At 62.5% G+C, this 25,061-nt stretch carries 25 protein-coding genes and 1 pseudogene; 16 read left to right on the forward strand and 10 right to left on the reverse strand.

Annotated features, from left to right (window positions below; all coding sequences use genetic code 11):
- The 8 genes from AB4074_RS19195 (at window position 1) to dnaE (ending at window position 8,545) form a co-directional block, all read left to right on the forward strand.
- Window positions 1-696 (forward strand): polyphenol oxidase family protein, encoded by a 696-nt coding sequence (locus AB4074_RS19195; RefSeq protein ID WP_441414810.1) that lies wholly within the window; start codon window positions 1-3, stop codon window positions 694-696.
- On the forward strand, window positions 689-1,438 hold the full coding sequence (locus AB4074_RS19200) for a YggS family pyridoxal phosphate-dependent enzyme (RefSeq protein WP_441414811.1): 750 nt from the start codon (window positions 689-691) through the stop codon (window positions 1,436-1,438). The genes AB4074_RS19195 and AB4074_RS19200 overlap by 8 nt, the downstream gene beginning before the upstream one ends.
- 88 nt (window positions 1,439-1,526) lie before the next feature.
- On the forward strand, window positions 1,527-2,057 hold the full coding sequence (locus AB4074_RS19205; protein WP_345446866.1) for a cell division protein SepF: 531 nt from the start codon (window positions 1,527-1,529) through the stop codon (window positions 2,055-2,057).
- Between the two features lie 104 nt (window positions 2,058-2,161).
- The gene (locus AB4074_RS19210; protein WP_437773211.1) at window positions 2,162-2,449 is read left to right on the forward strand and encodes a YggT family protein; all 288 of its coding nucleotides are present in this window, start codon (window positions 2,162-2,164) and stop codon (window positions 2,447-2,449) included.
- A gap of 164 nt (window positions 2,450-2,613) precedes the next feature.
- A complete protein-coding gene (locus AB4074_RS19215) occupies window positions 2,614-3,294 on the forward strand; it encodes a DivIVA domain-containing protein (protein ID WP_437773212.1) in 681 nt (226 codons plus the stop codon).
- A 92-nt stretch (window positions 3,295-3,386) separates the two neighbouring features.
- Complete coding sequence (gene lspA / locus AB4074_RS19220) at window positions 3,387-4,007, forward strand: signal peptidase II (RefSeq protein WP_441414812.1); 621 nt, start codon at window positions 3,387-3,389, stop codon at window positions 4,005-4,007.
- The gene (locus AB4074_RS19225) at window positions 4,000-4,926 is read left to right on the forward strand and encodes an RluA family pseudouridine synthase (protein WP_441414813.1); all 927 of its coding nucleotides are present in this window, start codon (window positions 4,000-4,002) and stop codon (window positions 4,924-4,926) included. The genes lspA and AB4074_RS19225 overlap by 8 nt, the downstream gene beginning before the upstream one ends.
- A 61-nt stretch (window positions 4,927-4,987) precedes the next feature.
- Window positions 4,988-8,545 carry a DNA polymerase III subunit alpha gene (gene dnaE / locus AB4074_RS19230; protein ID WP_441414814.1) on the forward strand — a complete coding sequence of 1,186 codons (3,558 nt, stop codon included), beginning with the start codon at window positions 4,988-4,990 and terminating at the stop codon, window positions 8,543-8,545.
- 51 nt (window positions 8,546-8,596) lie between these two features.
- Here dnaE and AB4074_RS19235 read toward each other — a convergent pair whose 3' ends face one another.
- Window positions 8,597-9,055, reverse strand: coding sequence for a flavin reductase family protein (locus AB4074_RS19235; protein ID WP_441414828.1), 459 nt, complete (start codon window positions 9,053-9,055; stop codon window positions 8,597-8,599).
- Between the two features lie 158 nt (window positions 9,056-9,213).
- Between AB4074_RS19235 and AB4074_RS19240 the strand changes: the two genes are divergently transcribed.
- The 3 genes from AB4074_RS19240 (at window position 9,214) to nrdR (ending at window position 11,831) form a co-directional block, all read left to right on the forward strand.
- The gene (locus tag AB4074_RS19240) at window positions 9,214-9,765 is read left to right on the forward strand and encodes a hypothetical protein (protein WP_441414815.1); all 552 of its coding nucleotides are present in this window, start codon (window positions 9,214-9,216) and stop codon (window positions 9,763-9,765) included.
- A gap of 9 nt (window positions 9,766-9,774) precedes the next feature.
- Window positions 9,775-11,148 carry a histidinol dehydrogenase gene (gene hisD, locus AB4074_RS19245; protein ID WP_441414816.1) on the forward strand — a complete coding sequence of 458 codons (1,374 nt, stop codon included), beginning with the start codon at window positions 9,775-9,777 and terminating at the stop codon, window positions 11,146-11,148.
- Window positions 11,149-11,318: 170 nt separating this feature from the next.
- On the forward strand, window positions 11,319-11,831 hold the full coding sequence (gene nrdR / locus AB4074_RS19250; RefSeq protein WP_441414817.1) for a transcriptional regulator NrdR: 513 nt from the start codon (window positions 11,319-11,321) through the stop codon (window positions 11,829-11,831).
- A gap of 50 nt (window positions 11,832-11,881) precedes the next feature.
- Here nrdR and AB4074_RS19255 read toward each other — a convergent pair whose 3' ends face one another.
- From AB4074_RS19255 to map, 3 genes are all read right to left on the reverse strand, one after another.
- Window positions 11,882-12,640 carry an SDR family oxidoreductase gene (locus tag AB4074_RS19255; RefSeq protein ID WP_441414829.1) on the reverse strand — a complete coding sequence of 253 codons (759 nt, stop codon included), beginning with the start codon at window positions 12,638-12,640 and terminating at the stop codon, window positions 11,882-11,884.
- Window positions 12,641-12,656: 16 nt separating this feature from the next.
- On the reverse strand, window positions 12,657-13,460 hold the full coding sequence (ppgK, locus tag AB4074_RS19260) for a polyphosphate--glucose phosphotransferase (protein ID WP_272909619.1): 804 nt from the start codon (window positions 13,458-13,460) through the stop codon (window positions 12,657-12,659).
- Between the two features lie 72 nt (window positions 13,461-13,532).
- Window positions 13,533-14,411, reverse strand: a complete 879-nt coding sequence (gene map, locus AB4074_RS19265; RefSeq protein WP_441414818.1) for a type I methionyl aminopeptidase — start codon at window positions 14,409-14,411, stop codon at window positions 13,533-13,535.
- Window positions 14,412-14,526: 115 nt separating this feature from the next.
- Between map and AB4074_RS19270 the strand changes: the two genes are divergently transcribed.
- On the forward strand, window positions 14,527-14,691 hold the full coding sequence (locus AB4074_RS19270) for an SPOR domain-containing protein (RefSeq protein ID WP_345446838.1): 165 nt from the start codon (window positions 14,527-14,529) through the stop codon (window positions 14,689-14,691).
- A gap of 24 nt (window positions 14,692-14,715) precedes the next feature.
- Here AB4074_RS19270 and panB read toward each other — a convergent pair whose 3' ends face one another.
- Window positions 14,716-15,627: a 3-methyl-2-oxobutanoate hydroxymethyltransferase gene (gene panB / locus AB4074_RS19275; RefSeq protein ID WP_441414819.1), complete on the reverse strand. Its 912-nt coding sequence runs from the start codon at window positions 15,625-15,627 to the stop codon at window positions 14,716-14,718.
- 190 nt (window positions 15,628-15,817) lie between these two features.
- Here panB and AB4074_RS19280 point away from each other — a divergent pair, with 190 nt between their 5' ends.
- From AB4074_RS19280 to AB4074_RS19290, 3 genes are read left to right on the forward strand one after another with little or no spacing between them, the layout of a single operon-like run.
- Window positions 15,818-17,158, forward strand: a complete 1,341-nt coding sequence (locus AB4074_RS19280; RefSeq protein WP_234753871.1) for a glutamine synthetase family protein — start codon at window positions 15,818-15,820, stop codon at window positions 17,156-17,158.
- Window positions 17,159-17,167: 9 nt separating this feature from the next.
- Complete coding sequence (locus tag AB4074_RS19285; protein ID WP_441414820.1) at window positions 17,168-20,179, forward strand: bifunctional [glutamine synthetase] adenylyltransferase/[glutamine synthetase]-adenylyl-L-tyrosine phosphorylase; 3,012 nt, start codon at window positions 17,168-17,170, stop codon at window positions 20,177-20,179.
- A gap of 49 nt (window positions 20,180-20,228) precedes the next feature.
- Entirely contained in the window at window positions 20,229-20,750 is a 522-nt protein-coding gene (locus tag AB4074_RS19290) for a GNAT family N-acetyltransferase (RefSeq protein ID WP_441414821.1), read from the forward strand.
- Between the two features lie 7 nt (window positions 20,751-20,757).
- On the opposite strand, the gene AB4074_RS19295 is transcribed toward AB4074_RS19290, so the two are convergent.
- From AB4074_RS19295 to glnA, 3 genes are all read right to left on the reverse strand, one after another.
- Window positions 20,758-21,018 carry a hypothetical protein gene (locus AB4074_RS19295; RefSeq protein ID WP_284983876.1) on the reverse strand — a complete coding sequence of 87 codons (261 nt, stop codon included), beginning with the start codon at window positions 21,016-21,018 and terminating at the stop codon, window positions 20,758-20,760.
- Between the two features lie 376 nt (window positions 21,019-21,394).
- Window positions 21,395-21,706 (reverse strand): hypothetical protein, encoded by a 312-nt coding sequence (locus AB4074_RS19300; protein ID WP_441414822.1) that lies wholly within the window; start codon window positions 21,704-21,706, stop codon window positions 21,395-21,397.
- 101 nt (window positions 21,707-21,807) lie between these two features.
- On the reverse strand, window positions 21,808-23,232 hold the full coding sequence (glnA, locus tag AB4074_RS19305) for a type I glutamate--ammonia ligase (protein WP_234753877.1): 1,425 nt from the start codon (window positions 23,230-23,232) through the stop codon (window positions 21,808-21,810).
- Between the two features lie 319 nt (window positions 23,233-23,551).
- Here glnA and AB4074_RS19310 point away from each other — a divergent pair, with 319 nt between their 5' ends.
- A complete protein-coding gene (locus AB4074_RS19310) occupies window positions 23,552-23,989 on the forward strand; it encodes an RDD family protein (RefSeq protein WP_236816955.1) in 438 nt (145 codons plus the stop codon).
- Between the two features lie 65 nt (window positions 23,990-24,054).
- Here the strand turns inward: AB4074_RS19310 and AB4074_RS19315 are convergent, their stop codons facing one another.
- The gene (locus AB4074_RS19315; protein ID WP_441414823.1) at window positions 24,055-24,819 is read right to left on the reverse strand and encodes a DUF4191 domain-containing protein; all 765 of its coding nucleotides are present in this window, start codon (window positions 24,817-24,819) and stop codon (window positions 24,055-24,057) included.
- A gap of 89 nt (window positions 24,820-24,908) precedes the next feature.
- Window positions 24,909-25,061: pseudogene (locus AB4074_RS19320) on the reverse strand (lipoyl synthase); the annotation flags it as partial.

Here is a 25,061-nt window from a genome sequence, read left to right on the forward strand (position 1 = left end):
GTGTTTTGGTGGCGAAAAGAAGTGCGGCCCGGAATTTCGGTTGCCTTCTCCGATGACGATGCGGGCAACCTTGCACTGCATGTGGCGGACAATCCTGACGATGTCATGGCGCGCCGGGTCCGGCTGGAAGCAGCAGCGGGGCTCGGCGAACGCCATTTCCAATACATGAACCAGGTCCACGGAAAAGCCGTCGAATTCATCTCCGTGCACGGGGACGGACCGACGGCCGACGCCATGGTGTCCAGGGGACAGCCTCTTGCGGTCATGGTGGCCGATTGTGTCCCCGTCGTGCTATTGGGCGAAGGGGAGGACGAATCCGATCCGGTCCTTGCTGTGGTCCACGCCGGCCGGCCCGGGGTTGCCGCGGACATCGTTTCGGCCACTGTGGTCAATATGCGAAGCCAAGGTGCGGCGACCATCAGCGCCTGGGTGGGCCCTTCCATCTGCGGTGAATGCTACGAAGTTCCCGAACAATTGCGGACGGACGTAGCTGCCGCGGTCCCGGAAACCTGGTCCACAACCTCCTGGGGTACGCCGGCACTGGATCTGCCCGCAGGTGTGCGCGCCCAGCTGGAGGCCCTCGGCGTCACGGTCGAGTACTCGGGGGAGTGCACGCTGGAGACTGCTCGGCTTTACTCGTATAGGCGCAATCAGCAAACGGGCCGATTTGCAGGTTTGGTGTGGACGCATGAGTGAGAATTTCCCGACAGCGGAAAGCGCCGCGGGCGATCCACGGACCGCCAAGCTGCGCGAACGGCTCGCCGCGGTACGCCAACGGATTTCGGCGGCAACCGCGGCGGCCGGGCGAAGCGAAGAGCCGCAACTGATAGTCGTCAGCAAGTTCCATCCCGCAGCTGACGTAGCCCGGCTGGCGGCACTTGGCGTGACCGACGTCGGCGAAAACCGCGACCAGGAAGCGGCCGCGAAGTCTGCCGAGCTGGCCGGACTCCCGGTGCGTTGGCACTTTATCGGTCAACTGCAAAGCAACAAGGCCAAATCCGTAGCGAAATACGCGTTTTCCGTGCAATCGATCGACCGTCCGCAACTCGCCGAGGCCCTTGCCAAGGCTGTTGCCCGCCAGCAATCCGAGTCCGGCAGGCAGGACCTTGACTGCTACATCCAGGTCAGCCTTGAGGACGACGGCGGCGCCCACCGCGGCGGTGCCGCTCCGTCCGACGTCGAGCGCCTCGCCGAATCCATCGCCACCGCCGCCGGGCTGCGCCTGGCCGGAGTGATGGCCGTCGCGCCGCTCGGCGCGCCCCCGGAGGAAGCGTTCGAGAAACTCGCTGCCATTTCACGGGATTTGCGGAGGCTGTATCCGGACGCCGTGGGGATATCCGCCGGGATGAGCCAGGACCTCGAAGCCGCCGTTCAATTTGGTGCGACACACCTGCGAATTGGCTCGGATATTCTCGGTTCGCGTCCGCGGGTGGGGTAGCGTCAAAGTATTGGAAGCGACGGGCCGGGATTTCAGCGATGTCAAGTCATGGGCGGCCCGCCTACTGCAGACACGATAGGAGTCCAGCATGGCTGGCGCATTGCGCAAGACAATGGTTTATCTTGGGCTCGCCGATGGCGATGAACACTACGAGTCTGAGCAGCACATGCAGCACGCGGACGAGGACCGGTCTGTTGACCACAATCGTGAAGAGCGCCGCGCCCCTGCACCTGTACGTGAAGTAGTTCGTGAAGTCCCCCCTGTCGCCGAAGAGGAATACCGCGCACCCGTGACACCTATCAAGCGTGCGGCATCTAGCCGCGAAGACGCCTCCGGACTGAGGCAGATCACCACCGTCCATCCCCGTTCCTACAATGACGCCAAGATCATCGGCGAAAGTTTCCGGGACGGCATCCCCGTGATCATGAACGTCACCGACATGGGCGAGGGAGATGCCAAGCGCCTCGTCGATTTTTCCGCCGGGTTGGTCTTCGGACTCCATGGCAGCATTGAGCGCGTCACCAGCAAGGTTTTCCTGTTGTCGCCGTCGTACGTCGAAGTTCTTGGCGACGACAAGAAGGTCAGCGAAGCCCAAGCAACGTTCTTCAACCAGAGCTAGCACAGTCATCACGGGATGCCAGGCAGAGCGATCTGCCTGGCATCTGTGTTGCAATAGAGGGACTGACCGAGCAAAGTGGCGAACTAGGAGATCTGAGCTAACCCGTGGGCATAGTTTTCGGCCTTTTGTACATTGCATTGCTGCTGTTCCTGGTCACCCTCGTCATCAGGCTCGTTTTCGATCTGGTGCAGATGTTTGCGCGGCAGTGGCGCCCCCGTGGCGGAGCCCTGGTTGCCGCGCACGTGGTCTATTCCGTGACTGATCCGCCCTTGAAACGGATCCGCCGGCTGATCCCGCCACTACAGCTTGGTGGGGTGTCCCTTGACCTTGCATTCCTCATCGTGTTTATTGTCGTCAGCATCGCGATGGGATTCGTCTACACGCTGGCGTAGCTTTTCCGCAGGCCATTTTCCGTCAATCTGTATCGTCGGCGAGTGGGCTGCAATCTCCGACCCAACACGGTGGTGTTGAATTGGGGGAATCAGATGATATTTAGGTACCGTAGTTTTGAACGGCCGGAAGGCCTACTGACTAACTAGACCAACGAGGTGACCAGATGGCTTTGACGCCAGAAGACGTTGTCAACAAGCGCTTTCAGCCGACCAAGTTCCGCGAAGGCTACGACCAGGACGAGGTCGACGACTTTCTCGACGAAATCGTCGTCGAGCTGAGGCGTTTGAACCAAGAGAACGACGAGCTGCGCAAGAAGCTCGGCGAAGCCGGAAACCCAGTGGCTGCCAGCGCGGCATCGGCACCCGTGGTCGAGAAGGTGCCCGCACCGGTGAAGGCCGACAAGGACGCACAGGCCAAGGCGGAAGCCGAAGCGAAGGCCGAGGCTGAGAAGAAGAAGGAGCCGGCTGTTGCCGCCGCTCCGGTTCCGGCCGCACCTTCGGCCGGCTCTCCCTCCGCCGAATCCGCAGCCGGTCTGCTGGCCATGGCTCAGCAGATGCACGACAAGCACGTGGCCGATGGCGAGCAGCAGAAGGAAAAGATCATTGCCGAGGCACAGATCGAAGCTTCCAGCCTCGTCAACGACGCGCAGGACAAGTCCCGCAAGATCCTCGGTGCCCTCGAGCAGCAGCGCAGCGTTCTCGAACGCAAGGTGGAGCAGCTCCGCGGCTTCGAGCGCGACTACCGCTCCCGCCTGAAGGCCTACATCGAAGGCCAGCTGCGTGACCTGGATGCCCGCGGCTCAGTTGCGGCTCCTGAGGTCGGCGAAGCCGCCGCAGAGGTCTAGCAAGTATTCTGAAAGCCGGTGGCTGGGGATTCCTCGGCCACCGGCTTTCGCCTGTTAAGGCGCAGAAGCCACGGTTACCGAATGAAAGTACTATGAGCGACGAACAAACTGACGGCACAGAACGAACGAACGGCATCACGGAGCCGGTCCGCATCAAAGCCCATACGTGGCGTCCCGCACTGCTTTGGGTCTTTGCAGCCTTCGCCGTGTTCGCGTACGCCTTCGATCAACTGACCAAACTCTGGGTCACCAGCACCATGGTTGAAGGCGAGCGGATTCCCGTCCTTCCTCCTCTCCTGCACTGGTACTACATCCGAAACTCGGGCGCTGCGTTCTCCATCGGTGAAAACGTCACCTGGGTCTTCACGATCGTCATGGCGGCCGTTTCAGTGGTGATCCTTTTCCAAGTGCGTCGATTGGGGTCAGTCTGGTGGTCCCTGGCACTCGGCCTGCTGCTTGGTGGTGCGCTCGGAAACCTCACGGACCGTCTTTTCCGCGAGCCATCCTTTGCCATGGGCCACGTCGTGGACTTCATCCAGTTGCCCAACTTCGCTATTTTCAACATCGCCGACTCTGCGGTGGTTTCCAGCGTCGTGATTATCTGCCTGCTGACTTTGCGGGGGATCGGGCTCGATGGCTCCCGCCACCACTCCGCCGGTTCGGCGCCGGACAAGTCCGGCACGCCGGAAGGTGAGGATCCGGGCGATGCCTGAGCAATTCGTGGTGCCTGATGAGTTGGGCGGGGCCAGGGCCGACGCAGGCTTGGCGAAACTGATGGATATCTCCCGCTCCGCGGCCGCCTTGCTGATCGCCGAGGGCAACGTCACCATTTCGGCAAGCACGCTGGGCAAATCGGCGAAACTCGTTGCCGGGTCCGTGCTGGAAGTCACCGTTCCGGAACGCCGGGATCCCTTGGAAGTCGTGGAGGAAGTCGTGGAAGGCCTGAATATCCTGTTGGACGATGACGACTTTGTCGTCATCGACAAGCCTGTTGGCGTGGCGGCGCACCCGTCCCCAGGTTGGGTCGGCCCTACCGTGGTGGGTGGCCTTGCCGGTGCGGGATACCGGATCTCAACGTCCGGCGCGCCTGAACGTGCCGGCATCGTCCATCGTCTCGACGTCGGAACCTCCGGCGTCATGGTCGTGGCCAAGAGCGAACAGGCTTACACGGTGCTCAAGCGGGCCTTCAAGGAACGCACGGTGGAGAAGGTGTACCACGCAGTGGTCCAGGGCCTGCCGGATCCACTGGAGGGCACCATAGACGCGCCCATCGGGCGCCACCCGGGGCATGATTGGCGTTTCGCGGTGATCGAGGATGGCCGTCCCTCCGTGACGCACTACGAAGTCCTCGAGGCCTATGGCAAGGCGACCCTCGTGGAAATTCACCTTGAGACAGGCAGGACACACCAGATCCGGGTTCATTTCTCGGCCCTCAGGCACCCTTGCGCCGGCGATCTGACCTATGGGGCGGACCCGCGTTTGGCTGCCAACCTGGGTCTTACCCGGCAGTGGCTGCACGCGCGGCGGCTTGGCTTCAACCACCCCCGGACCGGCGAATGGGTGGAAGTCACCAGCGAGTATCCGGCGGATCTGCAGTACGCGCTGGAGCTCCTTGAAAGCGGTAACGCATAGGCGGATCCACGCTTCCAGCGCGCCACTCCAACTGCGCGGGCCCTGCCGGTAGACTGTCGTGGTGACTTCCAGCAATGACTCGTTCGTCCATCTGCACACCCACACCGAATACTCCATGCTGGATGGTGCGGCACGTCTCACTGAGTTGTTCGACGAGACCGAGCGGCTGGGCATGCCTGCGCTGGCCACCACGGACCACGGATACCTGTTCGGTGCCTTCGATTTCTGGAAGAAGGCCACGGACAAAGGCATCAAGCCGATCATCGGCGTCGAAGCCTACGTCACGCCGGGCACGGCGCGCGGCGACAAAGAGCGCGTTCGCTGGGGCGACGAGGGCCAGCGCAAGGATGACGTTTCCGGTGGTGGTTCCTACACCCACATGACGTTGTTGAGCTACAACAACGTCGGCATGCGCAATCTGTTCCGGGCATCCTCGATTGCTTCGCTCGACTCGGTGTTCGGCAAATGGCCCCGCTTGGACAGGGAGTTGCTGAACACGTATTCCGAAGGCCTGATCGCCACCACCGGTTGCCCCTCCGGTGAAGTCCAGACCCGCCTTCGGCTCGGGCAGTACCGGGAGGCGCTGGCCGCGGCTTCCGAGTTCCGCGACATCTTCGGTGCGGAAAACTACTTCTGCGAACTGATGGACCATGGCTTGGACATCGAACGGCGGGTCACGGGCGATCTGCTGCGTTTGGCCAAGGAACTGAAGCTTCCGCTTGTGGCCACCAATGACCTCCACTACACGCATGAGCATGACGCGAAGGCGCACGAGGCCCTCTTGGCTATCCAGTCGGGCTCCACGCTGCTCGAGCCCACCTATGACAACGGCGGCTCGCGGTTTGCGTTCTCCGGCAGCGGCTACTACCTGAAGTCACCGCAGGAGATGCGCGAGTTGTTCCGCGACCATCCCGAAGCCTGCGACAACACTTTGCTGATCGCAGAGCGCTGCGAAGTGTCCTTCAACACGGGCGCGAACTACATGCCGCGGTTCCCTTGTCCTCCCGGCGAGGACGAGACATCATGGCTCGTCAAGGAAGTAGCCACGGGGCTCGACTACCGCTACCCGAACGGCGTCCCGGACAAGGTACGGAAGCAAGCCGACTATGAGCTTGAGGTCATCACGTCCATGGGCTTCCCGGGATACTTCCTGGTGGTGGCCGACTTCATCAACTGGGCCAAGAACAACGGAATCAGGGTGGGCCCGGGCCGTGGTTCGGGTGCGGGTTCCATGGTGGCGTATGCCATGCGCATCACCGACCTCGACCCGCTGGAACACGGCCTGATCTTCGAGCGCTTCCTCAACCCGGACCGCGTGTCCATGCCCGACTTCGACGTCGACTTCGATGATCGTCGCCGTTCCGAGGTCATCGACTACGTCACCCGGAAGTACGGCGACGAGCGCGTGGCCATGATTGTCACCTACGGCACCATCAAGACCAAGCAGGCGCTCAAGGACTCCTCCCGTGTGCTCGGCTACCCGTTCAGCATGGGTGAACAGCTCACCAAGGCCCTGCCGCCGGCCGTGATGGCCAAGGACATCCCGCTGGCGGACATCCAGAACCCCGAGGCCAAGCGTTATGGCGAGGCCGGAGACTTCCGCCAGCTCATCAGCACGGACCCGGAGGCCGCCAAGGTCTTCGAGACCGCGCTGGGCATTGAGGGGCTGAAGCGGCAGTGGGGCGTGCATGCCGCGGGTGTCATCATGTCTTCGGACCCCATCATCGACGTCATTCCTGTCATGCGACGCATCCAGGACGGCCAGGTCATCACGCAGTTCGATTACCCGACGTCCGAAGGCCTTGGCCTGATCAAGATGGACTTCCTCGGCTTGAGGAACCTGACGATCATTTCCGACGCCCTGGAAAACATCAAGATGAACCGAGGCGTCGACCTCGATCTCGAGCACCTGTCGTTGGACGATCCGGCGTCGTACGAGTTGCTGGCGCGCGGCGACACTTTGGGAGTCTTCCAGCTCGACGGCGGGCCTATGCGGTCGCTGCTCAAGCTCATGAAGCCTGACAACTTCGAAGACATCTCCGCCGTGTTGGCGCTGTACCGGCCGGGTCCCATGGGCGCCAACGCCCACACGGATTACGCCCTGCGTAAGAACAAGATCCAGGACGTCATCCCGATCCACCCGGAGCTCGAGGAACCGCTCTCCGAAATCCTCGGTGGAACGTATGGCCTGATCGTGTACCAGGAGCAGGTCATGGCCGTGGCCCAGAAGCTGGCCGGCTACTCACTTGGTCAGGCCGATATCCTCCGGCGCGCCATGGGCAAGAAGAAGAAATCCGAACTGGACAAGCAGTTTGCCGGCTTCTCCCAGGGCATGCAGGACAACGGCTATTCCATGGATGCCGTCAAGACCTTGTGGGACATCCTGCTCCCGTTCTCCGACTACGCCTTCAACAAGGCGCACTCCGCCGCGTACGGGGTCATTTCCTACTGGACCGCGTACCTGAAGGCCCACTTCGCTCCCGAATACATGGCCGCCCTGCTCACTTCCGTGGGCGACGACAAGGACAAATCGGCCATCTACCTCAATGAATGCCGGCGCATGGGCATTACGGTCCTGCCGCCGGACGTCAACGAGTCAAGCCTCAACTTCACCCCTGTCGGAACCGACATCCGCTTCGGAATGGGGGCTATCCGCAACGTCGGCGTCAACGTCGTGGAAGCCATGGTGGCGGCCCGGGCGAGCGAGGGCGCCTACACCTCCTTCAAGGACTTCCTCATGAAGGTTCCGGCGGTGGTCTGCAACAAGCGCACCATCGAGTCCCTCATCAAGGCCGGTGCGTTCGACTCCCTCGGCCATCACCGCCGTGCGCTGGCGATGGTGCACGAAGAAGCGATCGATTCGGTCATCACGCTCAAACGCAATGAGGCGATCGGCCAGTTCGATCTCTTCGCCGGATTCGAGGACCAGGAGCCGCAAGCCTCCCTGAGCACGGAGATCCCGGACCTGCCGGAATGGGAGAAGAAAGACAAGCTCGCCTTCGAGCGTGACATGCTCGGACTCTACGTCTCGGACCATCCACTGCAAGGGCTCGAGGGCGTGTTGAGCCAGCACGCCGAGCAGTCGATCACTTCAATCCTGGGAGAAGACGGACCGCACGACGGCGCCATCGTCACCATTGCGGGCATGATCACCTCGCTCAGCCGCAGGATTGCCAAGGCAAGCGGCAACGCCTACGCGCGGGCGGAAATCGAAGACCTGGGCGGTTCCATCGAAGTCATGTTCTTCGGCCAGGTCTACGGCCCCATCGCCTCGGTCCTCGCGGAGGACCTGATCGTGGTGGTCAAGGGCCGCCTGCAGCGGCGCGACGACGGTGCGGTCACCTTGAACTGCATGGAGCTCTCGGTTCCGGACCTGAGCGAAAGCACCAACGGTCCCCTCGTCATCACGATGCCCACCTACAAGGCAACCGAGGCCGTCGTCACTGATCTTCGCGATGTTTTGACCACCCACCGGGGAAACTCCGAGGTCCGGCTCCACCTGCAAGGTGACTCCAAGGTCGAGGTCATGGGCCTGCCCGTGCACCTGCGCGTGAATCCCACTCCGTCGCTTTTCGGTGATCTCAAGGTACTTCTCGGCCCGACCTGCCTGGACAGTTGATGAGCCCAGCTTCCTGAACAGCCGCCGGTGACGCTGGATCTCGTGCCTTAACTAGATCTCATAATCGATCGGAACCGGCTGGCCATAGGAACCCGAATGGTAAAGCAGGGGAGTATCCTCCTCGCCGACCAGTCCGTCGACAACCTCCACCACTACGATCGCGTTGTTTTCGAAGGACAGGCGCATCTGGATCTTGCCGATCAACCAGCCGGCGACGTTCTTGAGGATGGGGACATCGAACGGGCCCGGTTCCCAGTGATCGCCCTCAAACCGTTCCTGGGTGCGGGCGAAGCGGTCTGCGAGGGCCTGGTTCTCAAGGCCGAGCATGTGCAGGCCGATATACGTCGAATTCGCCACCGCCGGCCAGGAACTGGAACTGCGGGACATGTTGAACGTGAAGCGTGGCGGCTCGGCCGACAGCGAAGCCACGGACGTCGCCGTGAAGCCGAAAGGCTTGCCGTTGAGGTCGGCAGTGATGATGGCCACCCCCGCGGCATGCCGGCGGAACATTTGCTTGAATGTCGCTTCAAAAGCCGAATTGTCCGAGGCCACTTTGCCGATCTCCTGCGTGAGCTAGTGGTAATAACGCTGGTGGAATCAGCGTATTCCGCTGCCCGGCCCGGCGCTTGCTTGTTGAGCCTCCAGAAACGTTTGTTAATGTTTGTGTCATGACGAAGCCAACATCGAACCTTCTCGACTCCGGCCCGACGAAGGACACGGACCCGGGCACGGGTACGGACACGCGACACCGCAAATGGTGGCTATGGCTCGCCGTGCCTGCCGCATCGGGAATCGGGCTGGGTCTTGCATGGTGGCTATTGGCTCCCGGCGGCCTCAACGTGGTCTCCGGAAATCCTGCCCTCGCCGATCCCACTACCTCGGCGGGGCGGCTCCCGAGGGACTTGGTCCTGGCCGGGCTTCTGCTGCTTTCCGGCTGTTTCACGGCAGTTTTGCTCGACAGCAAGGTCCGGAAGCCGGGCCACGGCATCCGCACGTTCCTGGCAGTCCTAGGTGGTGCGGTGGGGGCCTTGGTGGCTTGGCAGGTGGGGTTGCTGGCTGCGCACTGGTGGGGTCCCGCCTCAAGCGGAACCGACGGCTTCTCGTTGCGGTCGACGACGGCACTCTTGCTTTGGCCGGGGGCGACGGCCCTTGTGACATTCCTGCTGACTCTTTTCAGCTTGATGGGAAGGCAGCCGGAGGCACCGCCGCTCGACCCGTAAAATGATCTGGTGACCATTTCTCCGGAGAATCCTGCCGAAACCGCCGCCCAGTCCCTGGACTTCCGCCGCATTGACTTGCGCGGACGATCCCTGACCCTGGCGGAGCTGCGTGCCGTGGTGCCCCGGGCGAAGCATCAGACCATGGCGGACGCCGAGCAAAAGGTCCTGGATATCATTGCCGCCGTCCGTTCCCGCGGCTTCGAGGCGCTCGGGGAGTTCGCGCTGGCGTTCGACGGCGTGGAGCAGTCCCACCCGCGCGTGCCGGCCGCCGCCCTTGCTGAAGCCCTTGAGAACCTGGATCCGTCAGTCCGCGCGGCCCTAGAGGAATCCATCAGCCGTGCCCGGCGCTTTGCTGACGGCCAACGGCCCGCGAACGTCGATGTGGAACTGGGGGACGGCGCCGTCGTCAGCCAGAACTGGGTGCCGGTGGGCCGAGTGGGACTGTATGTTCCCGGCGGCCTGGCCGTCTACCCGTCGTCGGTGATCATGAACGTCGTTCCGGCGCTGGCTGCCGGGGTCGCCTCGATCGCTTTGGCGTCTCCGCCCCAGAAGGACTTCGGAGGCTTGCCCCACCCCACCATCCTGGCCGCGGCCGCTTTGCTCGGCATTGACGAGGTGTATGCCATCGGAGGGGCCCAGGCGATTGTTTCCTTTGCCTACGGTATCCCCGGGGCTGCCGACGATCAGCCCATCGAGCCCGTGGACGTCGTGACCGGTCCCGGAAACATCTTCGTCGCCACCGCCAAGCGGCTTGTGAAAGGCGTCGTGGGGATCGACTCCGAGGCCGGCACTACCGAGATCGCCATCTTGGCTGATGCTTCCGCCCGTCCGGAGCTCGTGGCTGCGGACCTCATCAGCCAGGCCGAGCACGACCCCAAGGCGGCGTCTGTCCTTATCACCGATTCCGAGGAACTCGCCTCCGCAGTACAGCGGGAACTAGCGGTGCAGGCAGGAACCACGAAGCACGGTGAGCGAGTCACCACGGCATTGTCGGGCCCACAGTCAGGCGTGGTGCTGGTAGACGATATCGAGCAGGGCATTGCGGTCTGCGATGCGTACGCGGCAGAACATTTGGAAATCATGACGGCGGACGCGGCCGCGGTGGCCGCAAGGATCCGCAACGCTGGCGCGATTTTCGTAGGGGACTACAGCCCGGTCAGCCTCGGAGACTACTGCGCAGGCTCCAACCACGTTTTGCCCACGAGCGGTACAGCAGCCTTCTCTTCCGGACTGAACGTGACAACATTCCTTCGCGCCGTCCAGGTGATCAACTACGACAAGGCTGCCTTGGAACAAGTCAGCAAACACATCGTGAGCCTCGCCGACGCCGAAGACCTTCCAGGCCACGGCGACGCCGTCAAGATTCGTTTCGCGGGGCCCTAAACCACTACATGTATGGGTAACAACCACTACATATAGTAATTACAGTCTTGTCATTAGGCCTTATGTAGCCGTAAACTGGTGCCGGAAGTCAAACTTCCGGCACCAGTTTGCGTCCCCGGCCGATTCCGCCGTGGGACAGGGGAGCCGGAACCAAACAGGGGAGGCCCAGCGTGTATTGTCCGTTCTGCCGAAACCCCGACTCACGCGTTGTGGACAGTCGAATGGCCGACGACGGCTCAGCCATCCGCCGTCGGCGTCAGTGCCCCGAGTGCGGACGCCGGTTCACCACCGTGGAGACCACAAGCCTTTCTGTCATCAAACGCTCCGGCGTGGGAGAGCCCTTCAGCCGGATCAAGATCATCAACGGCGTTCGGAAGGCCTGCCAGGGGCGTCCCGTGACTGAGGACGACCTCGCGATGCTGGCCCAGGAAGTCGAGGAAAATATCCGATCTTCCGGTGCGGCTGAAATCGACGCCCACGAGGTCGGCCTGGCCATCCTGGGACCACTCCAGAAACTCGACGAAGTCGCCTACTTGCGATTTGCCAGCGTTTACCAGGCCTTCGAATCGCTTGAGGACTTCGAATCGGCCATTTCGCTGCTCCGCCACGAAGCCGAAAGCGCAGCGGCCGCGAATGCGGCGAAAATCGCCAAGGGCAAGAGCTCCGAGAAGAGCCCCATCTAGCTCCGGTGGTGGCAGCGGAGGGGAAGCCGCAGCCACTACCGGCACCATTTCTACCGTCCGCCCGAGACCGGCAGCACGGCTCCGGTGATGTAACCGGCGTCGTCGGACATCAACCACAACACGGCGGCGGCCACCTCATCAGGTTCTGCGCCCCGGCCCATGGGGATCCCCGGGTTGAGCCGTTCCACACGGTCGGGCATCCCAGCGGCCGCGTGCAATCCCGTGTTGGTGCTTCCGGGCGCCACGGAATTCACCCGGATACCCTGTTTCGCTACTTCGGACGCGAGGCCCACCGTCAGGACGTCAACAGCGCCCTTGCTCGCCGCGTAGTGCGCCCACGTGCCGGGTGAACCCGCTTTGGTCGCGGTCGAGGAAACGTTGACAATGGAGCCGCCCGGCCCGCCGCTCTCGGTGGATAGGCGTCGAACAGCTTCCTGGCAGACGAAGACCAATCCGTTGACGTTGACGTCCATGACGCGGCGGATCGTTTCGCTCGGCACATCAATGAGATTGCCGATGAGGTTGCCCGTGATGCCGGCGTTGTTGACCACCGAGGTGACCCTGCCTAAGGAGGCCGCAGCGTCGAAGAGCGCGATAACCTGCGAGGGGTCGCTGACGTCGGCCTGTACGCTACAGGCCGTTCCGCCATTGGCCTGGATTTCCGCTGCAACGTTCCGTGCGCCGTCGGAGTCCGTGGAGTAGTTGACGACGACGGCGTACCCCGCTGCCGCTGCCCTGAGGGCTATGGCAGCGCCGATGCCCCGGCTCGCGCCGGTGACAATCGCGACGTCGGGCACGCCGTCGTCCATCCTGAAGGCTGCCGTACTACTTGGCGAGCTTGTGGTGGAGGGCGACGTCAAGCGCGGCCCCCACGATTCCGGCGTCGTTCTTCAGTTCCGCAGTGACGATGCGGGTCCGCAGATTCAGGTGGGGGAAGTATTCGTCCGAACGCTTCGAAATACCGCCACCGATGATGAAGAGTTCCGGGGAGAACAGGAACTCGACGTGGGAGAGATAGCGCTGCAGCAGCACGCTGTACTCTTCCCAGCTCAAGCCGTCGCGTTCACGTGCCACGGCGGATGCCTTCGTTTCGGCGTCGTGGCCGTCCACTTCGAGGTGGCCGAGCTCGGCGTTGGGCACGAGGTGCCCGTTGAAGATAAAGGCTGAGCCGATGCCTGTGCCGAGTGTGATGACCAGGACCGTGCCGTCGACGCCTTCGCCCGCGCCGTAGCGGGCTTCAGCGAGTCCGGCTGCGTCGGCATCGTTGATGACCTCGACGGGACGGTCCAATCGCTTGGTAAGCAGCGAATCAATGTCCGTGTCGAGCCAGGACTTGTCCACGTTGGCGGCGGAGCGGACTACGCCGTGCTGGATGATTCCGGGGAAGGTGACTCCCACGGGCGAACCCTTGGCGGGGGCATCCTCGCGGGCCGACAATTCTTCGACGATCTGTGCGATCACTTCGGCGACGGCTTCGGGAGTGGCAGGCTGCGGTGTCGGGATACGAAGGCGGTCCCCGAGCAGCTTGCCCTTTTTGAGATCGACGATGCCGCCCTTGATGCCGGTGCCACCGACGTCGATGCCGATCAGCGGGCCGTTCTTGTGGATCTTCTCATCCTTCTTGGTCAATGCGTTTCCGTTCATGGCAGGAGGGGTGGGCATGTCGCAGCACGAACGGCTGCGGGTGACCTTCCGGCGAGCTTAAGGAAGAGTCAGGATTTCGGCGCCGGTCTCGGTGACCAACAGGGTGTGTTCGAATTGCGCGGTCCGCTTGTGGTCGCGGGTGACTACGGTCCATTCATCGGGCCACATGTCCCACTCGACCGTTCCGAGGGTGAGCATGGGTTCAATCGTAAAGACCATGCCGGCTTCGATGACCGTGTTGTAGGCCGGCGCGGCGTCGTAGTGCGGGATGATCAGGCCCGTGTGGAAGGCCTCGCCGACGCCGTGGCCGGTGAAGTCGCGGACCACGCCGTAGCCGAAACGTTTCGCGTAGGACTGGATAGCCCGGCCGATCACGTTGATTTCGCGGCCCGGCGCTACGGCTTTGATGGCCCGGTTGAGCGACTCCCTGGTGCGTTCAACGAGAAGCCGCGACTCGTCGTCGACGTCTCCCACCAGGAAGGTGTAGTTCGTGTCTCCGTGGACGCCGTTGATGTAGGCCGTGATGTCGATGTTCAGGATGTCGCCGTCCTGGACGACGGTGCTGTCCGGAATGCCATGGCAGATGACCTCGTTGAGCGAGGAGCACAGGGACTTGGGGAAGCCCCGGTAGCCAAGAGTTGACGGGTAGGCGTTGTGGCCCAGGATGAACTCGTGGCCGATCCGGTCCAACTGGTCCGTCGTGACCCCCGGCTCGATGTGCTTGCCGACCTCGACGATCGCCTGGGCCGCGATTTTGCTGGCGATGCGGATCTTCTCGATGGTTTCCGCCGATTTGACCTCTGAACCGGTGAACTTCGCCGGTCCAGGCTTGCCGACGTACTCCGGACGCGGGATGGACGCCGGTACCGGCAGCTGTGGGCTGACGGTTCCACGGGTGAGCGTGCCGATGGGTGCGGTCAGAGCGGGAGAAGGCATAGATTGATCATATAAGGGCCGCACGAGACGCAAGTAACTAAGTAGCTAAATATCGGCCCGCACGAAGGGCAATCGGCCCCGCCGAGCTTACGGCGGGATTCGCAAAGGAGAAACCGTGGCGGAGTTCTGGTACAACGTTCAGACACACCAAATCGAAGAGGACGCGTTGTCCGACTGGTCCCAGTTGATCGGTCCTTACAAGACCCGCGAGGAAGCTGAGCATGCCCTCGAAAAGGTCAAGGCCCGCAACGAAGCCTGGGACAAAGACGAAGAGGACTAGCGGCGACGAGGGCCGGCTCAGGTCCTAGAAGGAGTGTTGCGGGCCCGGGAACTGGCCGGACCTGACGTCGTCTGCGTACGCCTTCGCTGCTTCGCTCAGGGTGGTGCGCAGATCCGCATATTGCTTGACGAACTTGGCCATCTTGCCGCCGCGCAGTCCGGCCATGTCCTGCCACACCAGGACCTGTCCCGTGGTTGCGTTGCCTGCGCCGATTCCGATGGTCGGCACGTCAATGGCTGCATCGACGGCGGCCGCGGTTTCCGCGGGAACCATCTCCATGAGTACACAGAACGCTCCGGCATTTGCGAGGGCAACGGCGTCTTCGACGAGGCGCTCGGCGTCATCTCCCCGGCCCTGGACGCGGTAGCCGCCCAGCGAGTGTTCACTCTGGGGCGTGAAGCCGATGTGCGCCATGACGGGAATGCCTGCCTGGACCATGGCCCGCACGGTTCCCGCATAGAACGCGCCGCCTTCGATCTTGACGGCGTGTGCCAGGCCTTCCTTCAGGAAGCGCACGCCTGTTGCCACTGCCTGTTCCGGAGACACTTCGTAGCTGCCGAAGGGAAGATCGGCCACAACCAAGGCACGCTTGGCGGATCGGGCCACTGCGCGGCACAAGGGGAGGAGTTCGTCGACGGTCACCGGGAGGCTGGTTTCGTTCCCGAAGACGTTGTTGGAGGCCGAATCGCCGATCAGCAACACCTCGATGCCGGCCTGGTCGAAAATTTCAGCCGTGTATTGCTCGTAGGCGGTCAACATCGCAAAGCGCTCACCCTTGGCCTTGGCCTGTTGCAGGTGATGGGTGCGGATCCGGGCGGCGGGCTTCGGCGTTGAAGCAACCGCTGAAGCCCCGGAACCTGCAGCGGCAGGTCCGGTTCCGTAAGGCGCGGGAATTTCGGCGGGCATGCTGGAATCGGAACTGTTGCTTGGGGCCATGAATAGAGCGTATGCGGTACCGGCCGTCCTAGCCACCGGCGCATGAGGAGCCTCACATTTGTAAACGCTGTGTTACGCGAATCGCGGGTGCAGCCAATCCGGGCCAATGCTTAGTAGAGTGAATGCTGAGTTGTCGTCGGCTTCGAACCCCGAACCCGCGGCATGGACGTTGACCCGGAAATGAGGCCCCATGGACCGCCAGCAAGAGTTCGTTCTGCGAACTATCGAAGAGCGTGATGTGCGCTTCGTACGCTTGTGGTTTACCGACGTCGTCGGTTCCCTGAAATCGGTGGCACTTGCGCCGGCAGAAGTGGAAGGCGCCTTCGAAGAAGGCCTGGGTTTCGATGGCTCGGCTATCGAGGGCCTCGCCAGGGTGTTCGAATCCGACATGCTGGCCCAGCCGGACCCCTCCACGTTCCAGATCCTCCCGTGGCGCGGTGAAACCGAGCAGACCTCCAGGATGTTCTGCGACATCCTGACCCCCGACGGCGAGCCGTCGGCCGCCGACCCCCGCAACGTGCTCAAGCGCACCCTCGCCAAGGCCGCTGACATGGGTTTCACTTGCTACACGCATCCTGAAATCGAGTTCTACCTCCTCAAGTCCCAGGACCTCGACGCCAACGGCGTTCCTGTACCGGTTGACGAGGGCGGCTACTTCGATCACGTGCCCGGCGGCGTGGCACAGGACTTCCGTCGCACTGCCGTCACCATGCTTGAATCCGTGGGCATCTCCGTGGAGTTCAGCCACCACGAAGGCGGACCCGGCCAGAACGAGATTGATCTCCGGTACGCGGATGCCCTCCAGACGGCCGACAACATCATGACCTTCCGCACGGTCATCAAGGAAGTGGCCCTGCAGCAGGGCACCTACGCCACGTTCATGCCAAAGCCCTTCACCGACCACCCGGGTTCAGGCATGCACACGCACTTCTCGCTGTTCGAGGGCGACACCAATGCCTTCTACGAGGCCGGCGCGGAATTCCAGTTGTCCAAGACCGCGCGCCAGTTCATTGCCGGTATCCTGCACCACGCGCCGGAATTCACCGCAGTCACCAACCAGTTCGTCAATTCGTACAAGCGCCTCTGGGGCGGCGGCGAAGCGCCGAGCTACCTGAGTTGGGGCCACAACAACCGCTCCGCCCTGGTTCGTGTGCCGCTCTACAAACCAGGTAAGGGCCAGTCCGCGCGGATCGAATACCGCGGAATTGACTCCGCCACCAACCCGTACCTTGCCTACGCCGTGTTGCTGGGTGCCGGGCTCAAGGGCATCGAGGAAGGCTACGACCTTCCGGCCGCCGCGGAAGATGATGTTTGGTCGTTGACCACGGCCGAGCGCAAGGCGATGGGCCACACTCCGCTGCCCGCCAGCCTCCACGATGCCATCCGCGCCATGGAGGATTCGGAACTCGTAGCGGACATCCTCGGCGAACAGGTCTTTGACCACTTCCTGCGCAACAAGCGTGCGGAATGGCAGGACTACCGGCTCCAGGTCACACCTTACGAGCTCAAGCGCAATCTCGGCATTCTCTAGGCTGTGAGTGTGAGCCTGGCCCGCCGGCTCATCTCGGCCGGTTTCAGCGATCTTGAAAAGGGCGAACGGTTCCTTGCCGCGCGTGAACTCGACGGCATCGACCAGGACACGATCTTTGCCGGCCTGCACCTGAGCGCCAACCCGGACACCGCGCTCCAGTCGCTCGTCCGTTTGATTGAGAAGCATCCCTCACTCAGGCAGCTCGCGGGGGAGCACCCGGATCGCAGTGAGCCGCTTTACCGCTTGCTGGGGGCCTCCGAAGCCTTGGGGGAGTTCCTGATCAGGCATCCGGAACACCTGGACGTCTTCGATGTCCGCGTCAGCCCGGAACCGTTGTCCGCCGACCCCCGTGAGCTTCGGACGAAGCTGCTCCGATCGGTGAAGGCAGACCCCAATTCGCCCAGGCCCGTTGCCTCGATGAAGGGAGCCAGCGCCTACACCGCCCTCCGGACGGCTTACCGTCGCGGGCTCACCGAGCTGGCTATCAAGGACCTCTGCGCCGCCAGTCCCCAGGACTTCATGCCGGCCGTCGGCGCTGAATTGGCCGACCTCGCCGGTGCGGCGATAGAGGCGGCACTGGCGGTTGCCAGGGCAGAAGCCGCGGCGACTTTCGATCCTGCCGATATTGCCGGCGTTGGGCTGGCCGTCATCGGCATGGGCAAATGCGGGGCCCGGGAGCTCAACTACATTTCCGACGTCGACGTCATCTACGTGATCGAGGCGCCGGACCTGGAGGACGCCGAGGCTGCGACCATCGGTACAGCCTTGGCGGCCGGAATCTCCCGTGCCATTTCGTCCACGGGATCCGAACCCGGGCTGTGGGAGGTCGACGCGAACCTGCGGCCCGAGGGGAAATCGGGTCCCCTCGTCAGGACGTTGCCCTCGCACTTGAGCTACTACGCGAAATGGGCTGAAAGCTGGGAGTTCCAGGCACTCCTCAAGGCGCGGACCATCGCGGGAGACAAGGATCTGGGTTCGCGTTACGAGCAGGCCGTCCAACCGCTCGTGTGGGCTTCGGCCGGCCGGGAAGGATTCGTGGAATCGGTGCAGGCGATGCGCCGCAGGGTGACGAACAACATCGCTCCGGCGGAAGAACAGCGCCAGATCAAACTCGGTCCCGGCGGCCTGCGCGATGTCGAGTTCACGGTGCAGCTCCTGCAACTCGTCCACGGAAAGTCCGATGAAACGCTCCGGTGCCGGGACACGACGTCGGCGATATCCGCGCTTTCCGCGGGTGGCTACATCGGCCGTGTGGACGCCGCTGCCTTCGACGCCGCTTACCGCTATCTGCGGGTTCTTGAGCACCGCATCCAGTTGTTCCAGATGCGCCGTACCCACCTCATGCCTACGAGCCAGGAGTCTTTGCGGTTCCTCGCAAAGGCCGTCCTGGGGCCCTTTTCAACGGGCAGGCCGCATCCGGACGCCCTGATCGAAACCTGGCAGAAGACCAAACGCTCCGTTCGCGAACTGCACGATCGGATCTTCTACCGGCCGCTGCTCAATACTGCCGCGAAGCTGAGCACCGAAGACGCCCGGCTCACTCCGGAGGCCGCCCAAGGCCGGCTTGCGGCACTCGGTTACCGTGACCCGCAAGGGGCCATGCGCCACATCGAGGCCCTCACTGCGGGTGTCAGCCGCCGCGCCGCGCTGCAGCGGCAACTGCTTCCCATCCTTCTCGGCTGGCTCGCCGAAGGTGTAGACCCCGACACCGGACTGCTCGCCTTCCGCCGCGTCAGCGAAACCCTCGGAACGACCCATTGGTATCTCGGGATGCTCCGGGACTCGAAAGCGGCGGCCGAGCGGCTTTGCCACGTGCTCTCCAACTCGCGGTTGATCGCCGATCTCCTGGAGGTTTCCCCGGAATCCGTTGCGTGGCTTGGTGCCGACAAGGAACTCATGCCGCTTAGCTTCGAAGCGCAGTGGCAGGAAATCCAGTCCAAGATGTCGCGCCACGCCGATCCCGCGAACGCGATGCGGCTCATCCGGCTCATCCGGCGCCGGGAAATCCTCCGGATCGCCATCGCAGATAGCTCAGGCCTCCTGGAACAAGATGCGGTGGGCGCGGCATTGGCCGATGCCGACCGGGCCGCGGTTCTGGGCGCCTTGCACGTCGCCGAGGCCATCGTGGCCTCCGATGGACCCCTCAAGACTCAGGTGTTGGTGGTTGCCATGGGTAGGCAAGGCGGACGCGAGATCGGCTACGGCTCCGACGCCGACGTCATGTACGTCCATCGCGCTCTTCCCGAGGCGAGTGAATCCGAAGCCCAGCAACAAGCACTTGCCATCGTGGGGCACATTTCCACCTTGCTGACCCAACCCCTCAAACCGGCCATCCAGGCGGAGCGGGTCCTTAGTGTCGACGCCGATCTGCGTCCCGAGGGAAAGAACGGGGCCATGGTCCGTTCCCTCGAGTCATACGCGGAATACTACCGGCGGTGGTCCCTCATCTGGGAAGCCCAGGCGCTGTTGCGGGCCCAGCCAATGGCCGGCAACGACGATTTGGCCGCGGAGTTCCTCCGGCTCATCAACCCGATCCGTTACCCGGAATCGCTCGCGGAGACCGATGTACGTGAGATCCGACGCGTCAAGGCACGCGTCGAGTCCGAACGGCTCCCGAGAAACGCCGATCCGGCCAGGCATGTAAAGCTCGGCAGGGGCGGACTCAGTGACGTCGAATGGCTTGTGCAGCTGCTCCAGCTCCAACACGCAGGGAAGCATCCGCAACTCCGGACGACTTCCACGCTGCAGGCCCTCGACGCGATTGAGTCGTTGGGCTTGATCGACAGGAGCGACATCGTGTTGCTTCGCGAAGCCTGGCGGCTCGCGAGCCGTATCCGCTCGGCGAATGTGATTTGCACCGGGCGCGCCTCCGATGTCCTCCCTGCCTCCCGCAGGGATCTCGAGGCCGTTGCCAGATGGTGTGGTTACGCTCCTGGGCAAGCCGCGGTGTTCGAGGAAGATTATCTGCGCCTGAGCCGGCGGACCCGGGCCGTGTTTGAGAAGGACTTCTACGGCCAGTGAGCTCCAGCCAGGCCGTTTCGCGGAGTGCGGAGACGGCTAAGCTCGAAGGATGCTGGAAACCGTGTGGCTCATTCCTTTGAAGGATCTCGACGACGATGCCCGCGCCATCACCCTCGGCGACGTCGCAGTGATGGAATTGGCCGCGGGGCAGGAAGACTTTGTCGGGGACCCGTTCAAGATGATGCTCATGGGCCTCGAAGATGAAAGCCGCCTGCCGTACGTGATCGAAGCGGCCGGTGCCGCCGTCGGAGTATTCACCCTGCAGGCCGGTGCCGCGACCTTGGCGGGATGGCCCGACGACGATTCCGCCTGGCTCCTGCGTGGGTTCCTGATCGACCAGGCGCGACAGGGGAGGGGCCTGGGCTCCCTATCGGCTGCAGCTGCTGCCCGGGAAGCGCTGAAGCTGACAGCGAGGCTGGGCGGCGGGCAGACCGGCGTCGTACTTTCAGTCAACGAACGCAATCCCGCCGCCAAAGCCGCGTACGCAAAGGCGGGTTTTCTCCAGACAGGCAGATACTTGGGTGGTTCCGCCGGTCCGCAATGGACGATGTTCCGGGGTTTCGGCGCCTAGGCCGTAACTAGGACTCGACGAGCGTCAGGATTGTTTCCGGGCGCACGCCGTCGAACTTCATGGCGTCGGCCGCAACTTCGGACTCCATCATTCGCTGGAATGTTTCCATGTCCGGGACTTCGACGATCAGGCCAACACGGTTGGTTTTTGCCGGGTCTGCGAACGTCCGAACCGTAATGCCCATGGGTCCGAAGATTTCTTCCCGTTTTGGTGAGCTGAGCCAGTGCTCAACGTCGTCGACCTCATGGAAGATCATCAAGGTTGTCATCGTATGCCTCCGCTTTCAGAAGTTGCGTCAGGAGCCGGAAGGGATGAGGACTCTCTTGAGCATCCTGATCACGCTGAACGTACCACGGCATCCACGTCGGCGACAGGGCACGGACGCTCGCTCACTTATATGGGCGTTTGGCGGGACGCTCGCCCACTTATATCGGTGCTTGGCGGGACGCTCGCTCACTTGCGCCGTCCATCTGGTCAACGCTCCTGCAGTTATGACTTCAAGGTGGGCAGGTTACCTATTTTTTGTGAGCGCGGGATTGGGGGAGAACGGTTATATGTGAGCGGGGGTTCAGGAAGAGCGGCTATATGTGAGCGAGGGTCAGGCGGGGAAGGTGGGTCTTGGCCGATTGGGATAATAAGCTTACTTACAGTAAGGTTGCTGAGGTTTGCACAGCGATAAAGGCAATCATCAGAATGTTTACGACTGAAACGGAAGGTACATCATGAATGTCATCCTCGGAATCGTCGCGGTCATCGCGATCGTTTTCTTTATCATTGGCGGAACTGTCAAGGCCCTGGGATTCCTTCTTTGGATCGCCCCGATACTGATCGTCTTGGCGATTATCGTCTTCCTCTTCAGGTTGATTAGCGGGCGCCGGCGGGTGTAGGGAATATTGGGGGTCCGGCCCCGGCGATCCGGGGCCTTTACCAAAGAACGGCTGTGTCTTATCGGACACAGCCGTTCTTTTTTGTGGGCCCGAGTCCGAGGACGTTAAAAGGAAAAGGGCCACAGTTCACAAAATGAACCGTGGCCCTTCATTTGCCTCGTGCGGTGTTGCTAGACGCCGTAGTAGAGCTCGAACTCGTAGGGGTTCGGGCGCAGCGACAGCGGACGAATCTCGTACTCGTACTTGTACTCGATCCAGGTGTCGATCAGGTCCTGGGTGAAGACGCCGCCGGCCTGCAGGAACTCGTTGTCCTCGCGCAGTGCCTCGAGGGCTTCCTCAAGGGAGCCCGGAGCCTTGGGGATGTCCTTGGCTTCCTCTGCGGGCAGTTCGTACAGGTCCTTGTCGATCGGAGCCGGGGGCTCGATGCGGTTGCGGATGCCGTCGATGCCAGCCATGAGCTGGGCGGAGAACGCCAGGTACGGGTTGGAGGCGGCGTCCGGAGCGCGGAACTCGATGCGCTTGGCCTTCGGGTTGGAGCCCGTGATCGGGATGCGGATGCCGGCCGAGCGGTTGCCCTGCGAGTACACCATGTTGACCGGAGCTTCGAAGCCCTTGACCAGACGGCGGTAGGAGTTGACCGTGGGGTTGGTGAAGGCGAGCACAGCAGAGGAGTGCTTCAACAGGCCGCCGATGTACCAGCGTGCGGTGTCGGACAGTCCGGCGTAACCCTTCTCGTCGTAGAACAGCGGGTCGCCGTTGCTCCAGAGGGACTGGTGGCAGTGCATGCCCGAGCCGTTGTCACCGAAAATCGGCTTCGGCATGAAGGTTACGGACTTGCCGTACTCCCACGCGGTGTTCTTGATGACGTACTTGAACTTCTGCAGGTCGTCGGCAGCGTGCACCAGAGTGGTGAACTTGTAGTTGATCTCAGCCTGGCCAGCGGCGCCGACTTCGTGGTGCGAGCGCTCGACTTCGAGGCCTGCTTCGTCCAGGGCGAGGCACATGGCGTCGCGGAGGTCAGCCTGGTGGTCAACCGGCGATACCGGGAAGTAACCGCCCTTGAAGGGGGTCTTGTAACCGAGGTTTCCGCCTTCTTCTTCGCGGCTCGTGTTCCAAGGGGCTTCAATCGAGTCGACCTTGTAGAAGGAACCCTGCGGGGAGGATTCGAACTGGACGTTGTCGAAGACGTAGAACTCGGCTTCGGGAGCAAAGAATGCCGTGTCAGCAATGCCGGTTGAGGCCAGGTAAGCTTCGGCCTTTTCGGCAACGCCGCGGGGGTCGCGGTGGTACGGGTCGCCAGTGCGCGGGTTCACGATGGAGAAGTTCAGCGCGAGGGTCTTCTCGATGCGGAAGGCGTCGATGAAGGCCGTGGTGACGTCCGGGATGAGCTGCATGTCGGACTCGGCGATGCCCTGGAAACCGCGGATGGAAGATCCGTCAAAGAGCTGGCCGTTGACAAAGAAGTCAGCGTCGACGCTCTTGGCCGGCACATTGAAGTGCTGCTGGACGCCCGGAAGATCGGTGAAGCGGATATCGACGAATTTAACATCTTCGTCTTTGATGAACTTGAGGACTTCGTCCGCAGTCTTGAACATCTATGCTCCTAACGCATAACAGGTAACAGGCCCCTCGGGCCGTCTGGTCCAGCGCAAACCGAAAGCAGGGAAACAAAAAAGTATCCCTGATGCGGCGGCTAGCAACTTCTCCAACCATAGGGAAATGGGATTTCCCCGGAGTGTCGGTATTGTTTCGAGCAGGTTACAGAACTGCCTGCCGTGTAAACGCTACTGGTCTACTGCAGTGCCAGTCTATGTCTTACGCCTGTGTGTCTGTTTCCTTGTGAACACAGCTGACATCCCACCGGCGCAACCTCTCGCCGTCGGGCGTGCGATGGTGAAGCCGTAAGCTTGAAGCGTGGTTGATCGTAAAGATATTGGTTCATGGCTCACAGGGCCGGACACGTCCGGAATCTCCAAGTACCCGGGAGCACGGCTCGGCCTGCCGGAGTCCGGCCCCGGCTCGATGGCCCGGGCCGGCCGTCGCATCCTGGCAATCTGCATTGACTGGGTCATTGCCCTGGTGATCAGCAACTTTGCCTTCGGCGGCAACCAGTGGGCGACGCTTGCCGTGTTTGCCGTGGAGCAGATCCTTCTCATCGGCACGCTGGGCTATAGCATCGGACACCGGGTTGCCGGCATCCACGTAGTACGGCTCGGGGGAGCACAGGCAGGACCCCTGGCTGCCTTGGTCAGGACGATCCTCCTGTGCCTGGTGATTCCCGCGGTTGTTTTCGATCCCGACCAGCGTGGCCTCCACGACAGGGCCATGAACACAATCCTCATTCGGATGTAATTTTTGCGCGGACAAAAAAGCCGCCCGTTCCTGGAGATTCCAGGAACGGGCGGCTGTTGTCTTGGTTAGCGTCCGCGTGCTGCCTTGCGGTCAGGGCGTGCCTTGTAGGGGTCGATGCCCTTGGGGATCGGCAGGCGGTTGCCGAGCGACGAGATCCGCTTGCTGACAGCACCGACCTCACCCTTGGTGAGCTCGTTCTTGTATTTGTTCATGGTCTTTGCGATCTGGCTGATGGGCACCTGGCCTTCGCCACGGCCGCTTTCGATCACGTGAATGGTGACGTTCGGCAGGATACGTGCGAGCTTCTTGCGCTCGGCGTCAACCAGCGGCTTGACGCGGTGCGACGGTCCTTCGCTGACAAGCACGACGCCGGGACGGCCGATGGCGCGGAAGACAGCGTCCTGGGTGCGCGGGTTGACGGCGACCGGCTGGTCTTCGGTGATCCAGCCGCGGCGCAGGGTGCCCAAAGCCGCACCTGAAGCTCCGGGCTGGTTCTCGATCTGCGCGAACGCCGCACGTTCCGCGCGGCGCGACAGGATGAAGACAGCTGCCAGCAGCCCCAAGGGGATGCCGATGATCAGGCCTGTGACCCAGTTGTTCAGGAGGAGCCCGACGACGAGGCTGACAGCAATGACGCCAAGGAACGCCAGAAGCATGAGCCACACGACGATGGGGTCATTGCGGCGGGTCATCTTGAAGACCTCGCCGATCTGCTTCAGCTGGCTCGGCTTCTTGGCCTTGGCTTCCTTGGGCTTGCGGGAAAACAAGCCGCGTTTGGGAGCGTCGGCAGCCGATGTTGTCGAGTTGCTGGGATCAGGGGATTTCGCCATAGTGCCTTAATTCTACGTGATTTATGCCAAAGGACCGGACGCCGGATTTGTCCGGGGTCCGGTCCTTTGACCGTGCTTTAGCCGACGTGCTATGCGTGGTGTGCGAGGAGGGTGCGGGCTTCCTGGCGGGTGGTGCCGGAGTCCTGGATGCCTTCGGCGATGTGGGCCAGGTGGGCGGGGATTTCGCGGCCTTTTTTGCGCATCGCGGTGGCCCAGAGGCGTCCGGCGCGGTAGGAGGAGCG

Origin of the sequence: Arthrobacter sp. 2MCAF14 (genome assembly GCF_052115645.1) — a bacterium.
Taxonomy (GTDB): domain Bacteria; phylum Actinomycetota; class Actinomycetes; order Actinomycetales; family Micrococcaceae; genus Arthrobacter.

Bases quoted from the DNA above. Each gene is read 5' to 3' on its own strand.
- AB4074_RS19200 (WP_441414811.1), top strand. From the start codon at position 689: ATGAGTGAGAATTTCCCGACAGCGGAAAGCGCCGCGGGCGATCCACGG.
- AB4074_RS19205 (WP_345446866.1), top strand. From the start codon at position 1,527: ATGGCTGGCGCATTGCGCAAGACAATGGTTTATCTTGGGCTCGCCGAT.
- AB4074_RS19215 (WP_437773212.1), top strand. From the start codon at position 2,614: ATGGCTTTGACGCCAGAAGACGTTGTCAACAAGCGCTTTCAGCCGACC.
- lspA (WP_441414812.1), top strand. From the start codon at position 3,387: ATGAGCGACGAACAAACTGACGGCACAGAACGAACGAACGGCATCACG.
- AB4074_RS19225 (WP_441414813.1), top strand. From the start codon at position 4,000: ATGCCTGAGCAATTCGTGGTGCCTGATGAGTTGGGCGGGGCCAGGGCC.
- AB4074_RS19235 (WP_441414828.1), bottom strand. From the start codon at position 9,055: ATGTTCCGCCGGCATGCCGCGGGGGTGGCCATCATCACTGCCGACCTC.
- AB4074_RS19240 (WP_441414815.1), top strand. From the start codon at position 9,214: ATGACGAAGCCAACATCGAACCTTCTCGACTCCGGCCCGACGAAGGAC.
- AB4074_RS19255 (WP_441414829.1), bottom strand. From the start codon at position 12,640: ATGGACGACGGCGTGCCCGACGTCGCGATTGTCACCGGCGCGAGCCGG.
- map (WP_441414818.1), bottom strand. From the start codon at position 14,411: ATGCCTTCTCCCGCTCTGACCGCACCCATCGGCACGCTCACCCGTGGA.
- panB (WP_441414819.1), bottom strand. From the start codon at position 15,627: ATGGCCCCAAGCAACAGTTCCGATTCCAGCATGCCCGCCGAAATTCCC.
- AB4074_RS19280 (WP_234753871.1), top strand. From the start codon at position 15,818: ATGGACCGCCAGCAAGAGTTCGTTCTGCGAACTATCGAAGAGCGTGAT.
- AB4074_RS19290 (WP_441414821.1), top strand. From the start codon at position 20,229: ATGCTGGAAACCGTGTGGCTCATTCCTTTGAAGGATCTCGACGACGAT.
- AB4074_RS19295 (WP_284983876.1), bottom strand. From the start codon at position 21,018: ATGACAACCTTGATGATCTTCCATGAGGTCGACGACGTTGAGCACTGG.
- glnA (WP_234753877.1), bottom strand. From the start codon at position 23,232: ATGTTCAAGACTGCGGACGAAGTCCTCAAGTTCATCAAAGACGAAGAT.
- AB4074_RS19315 (WP_441414823.1), bottom strand. From the start codon at position 24,819: ATGGCGAAATCCCCTGATCCCAGCAACTCGACAACATCGGCTGCCGAC.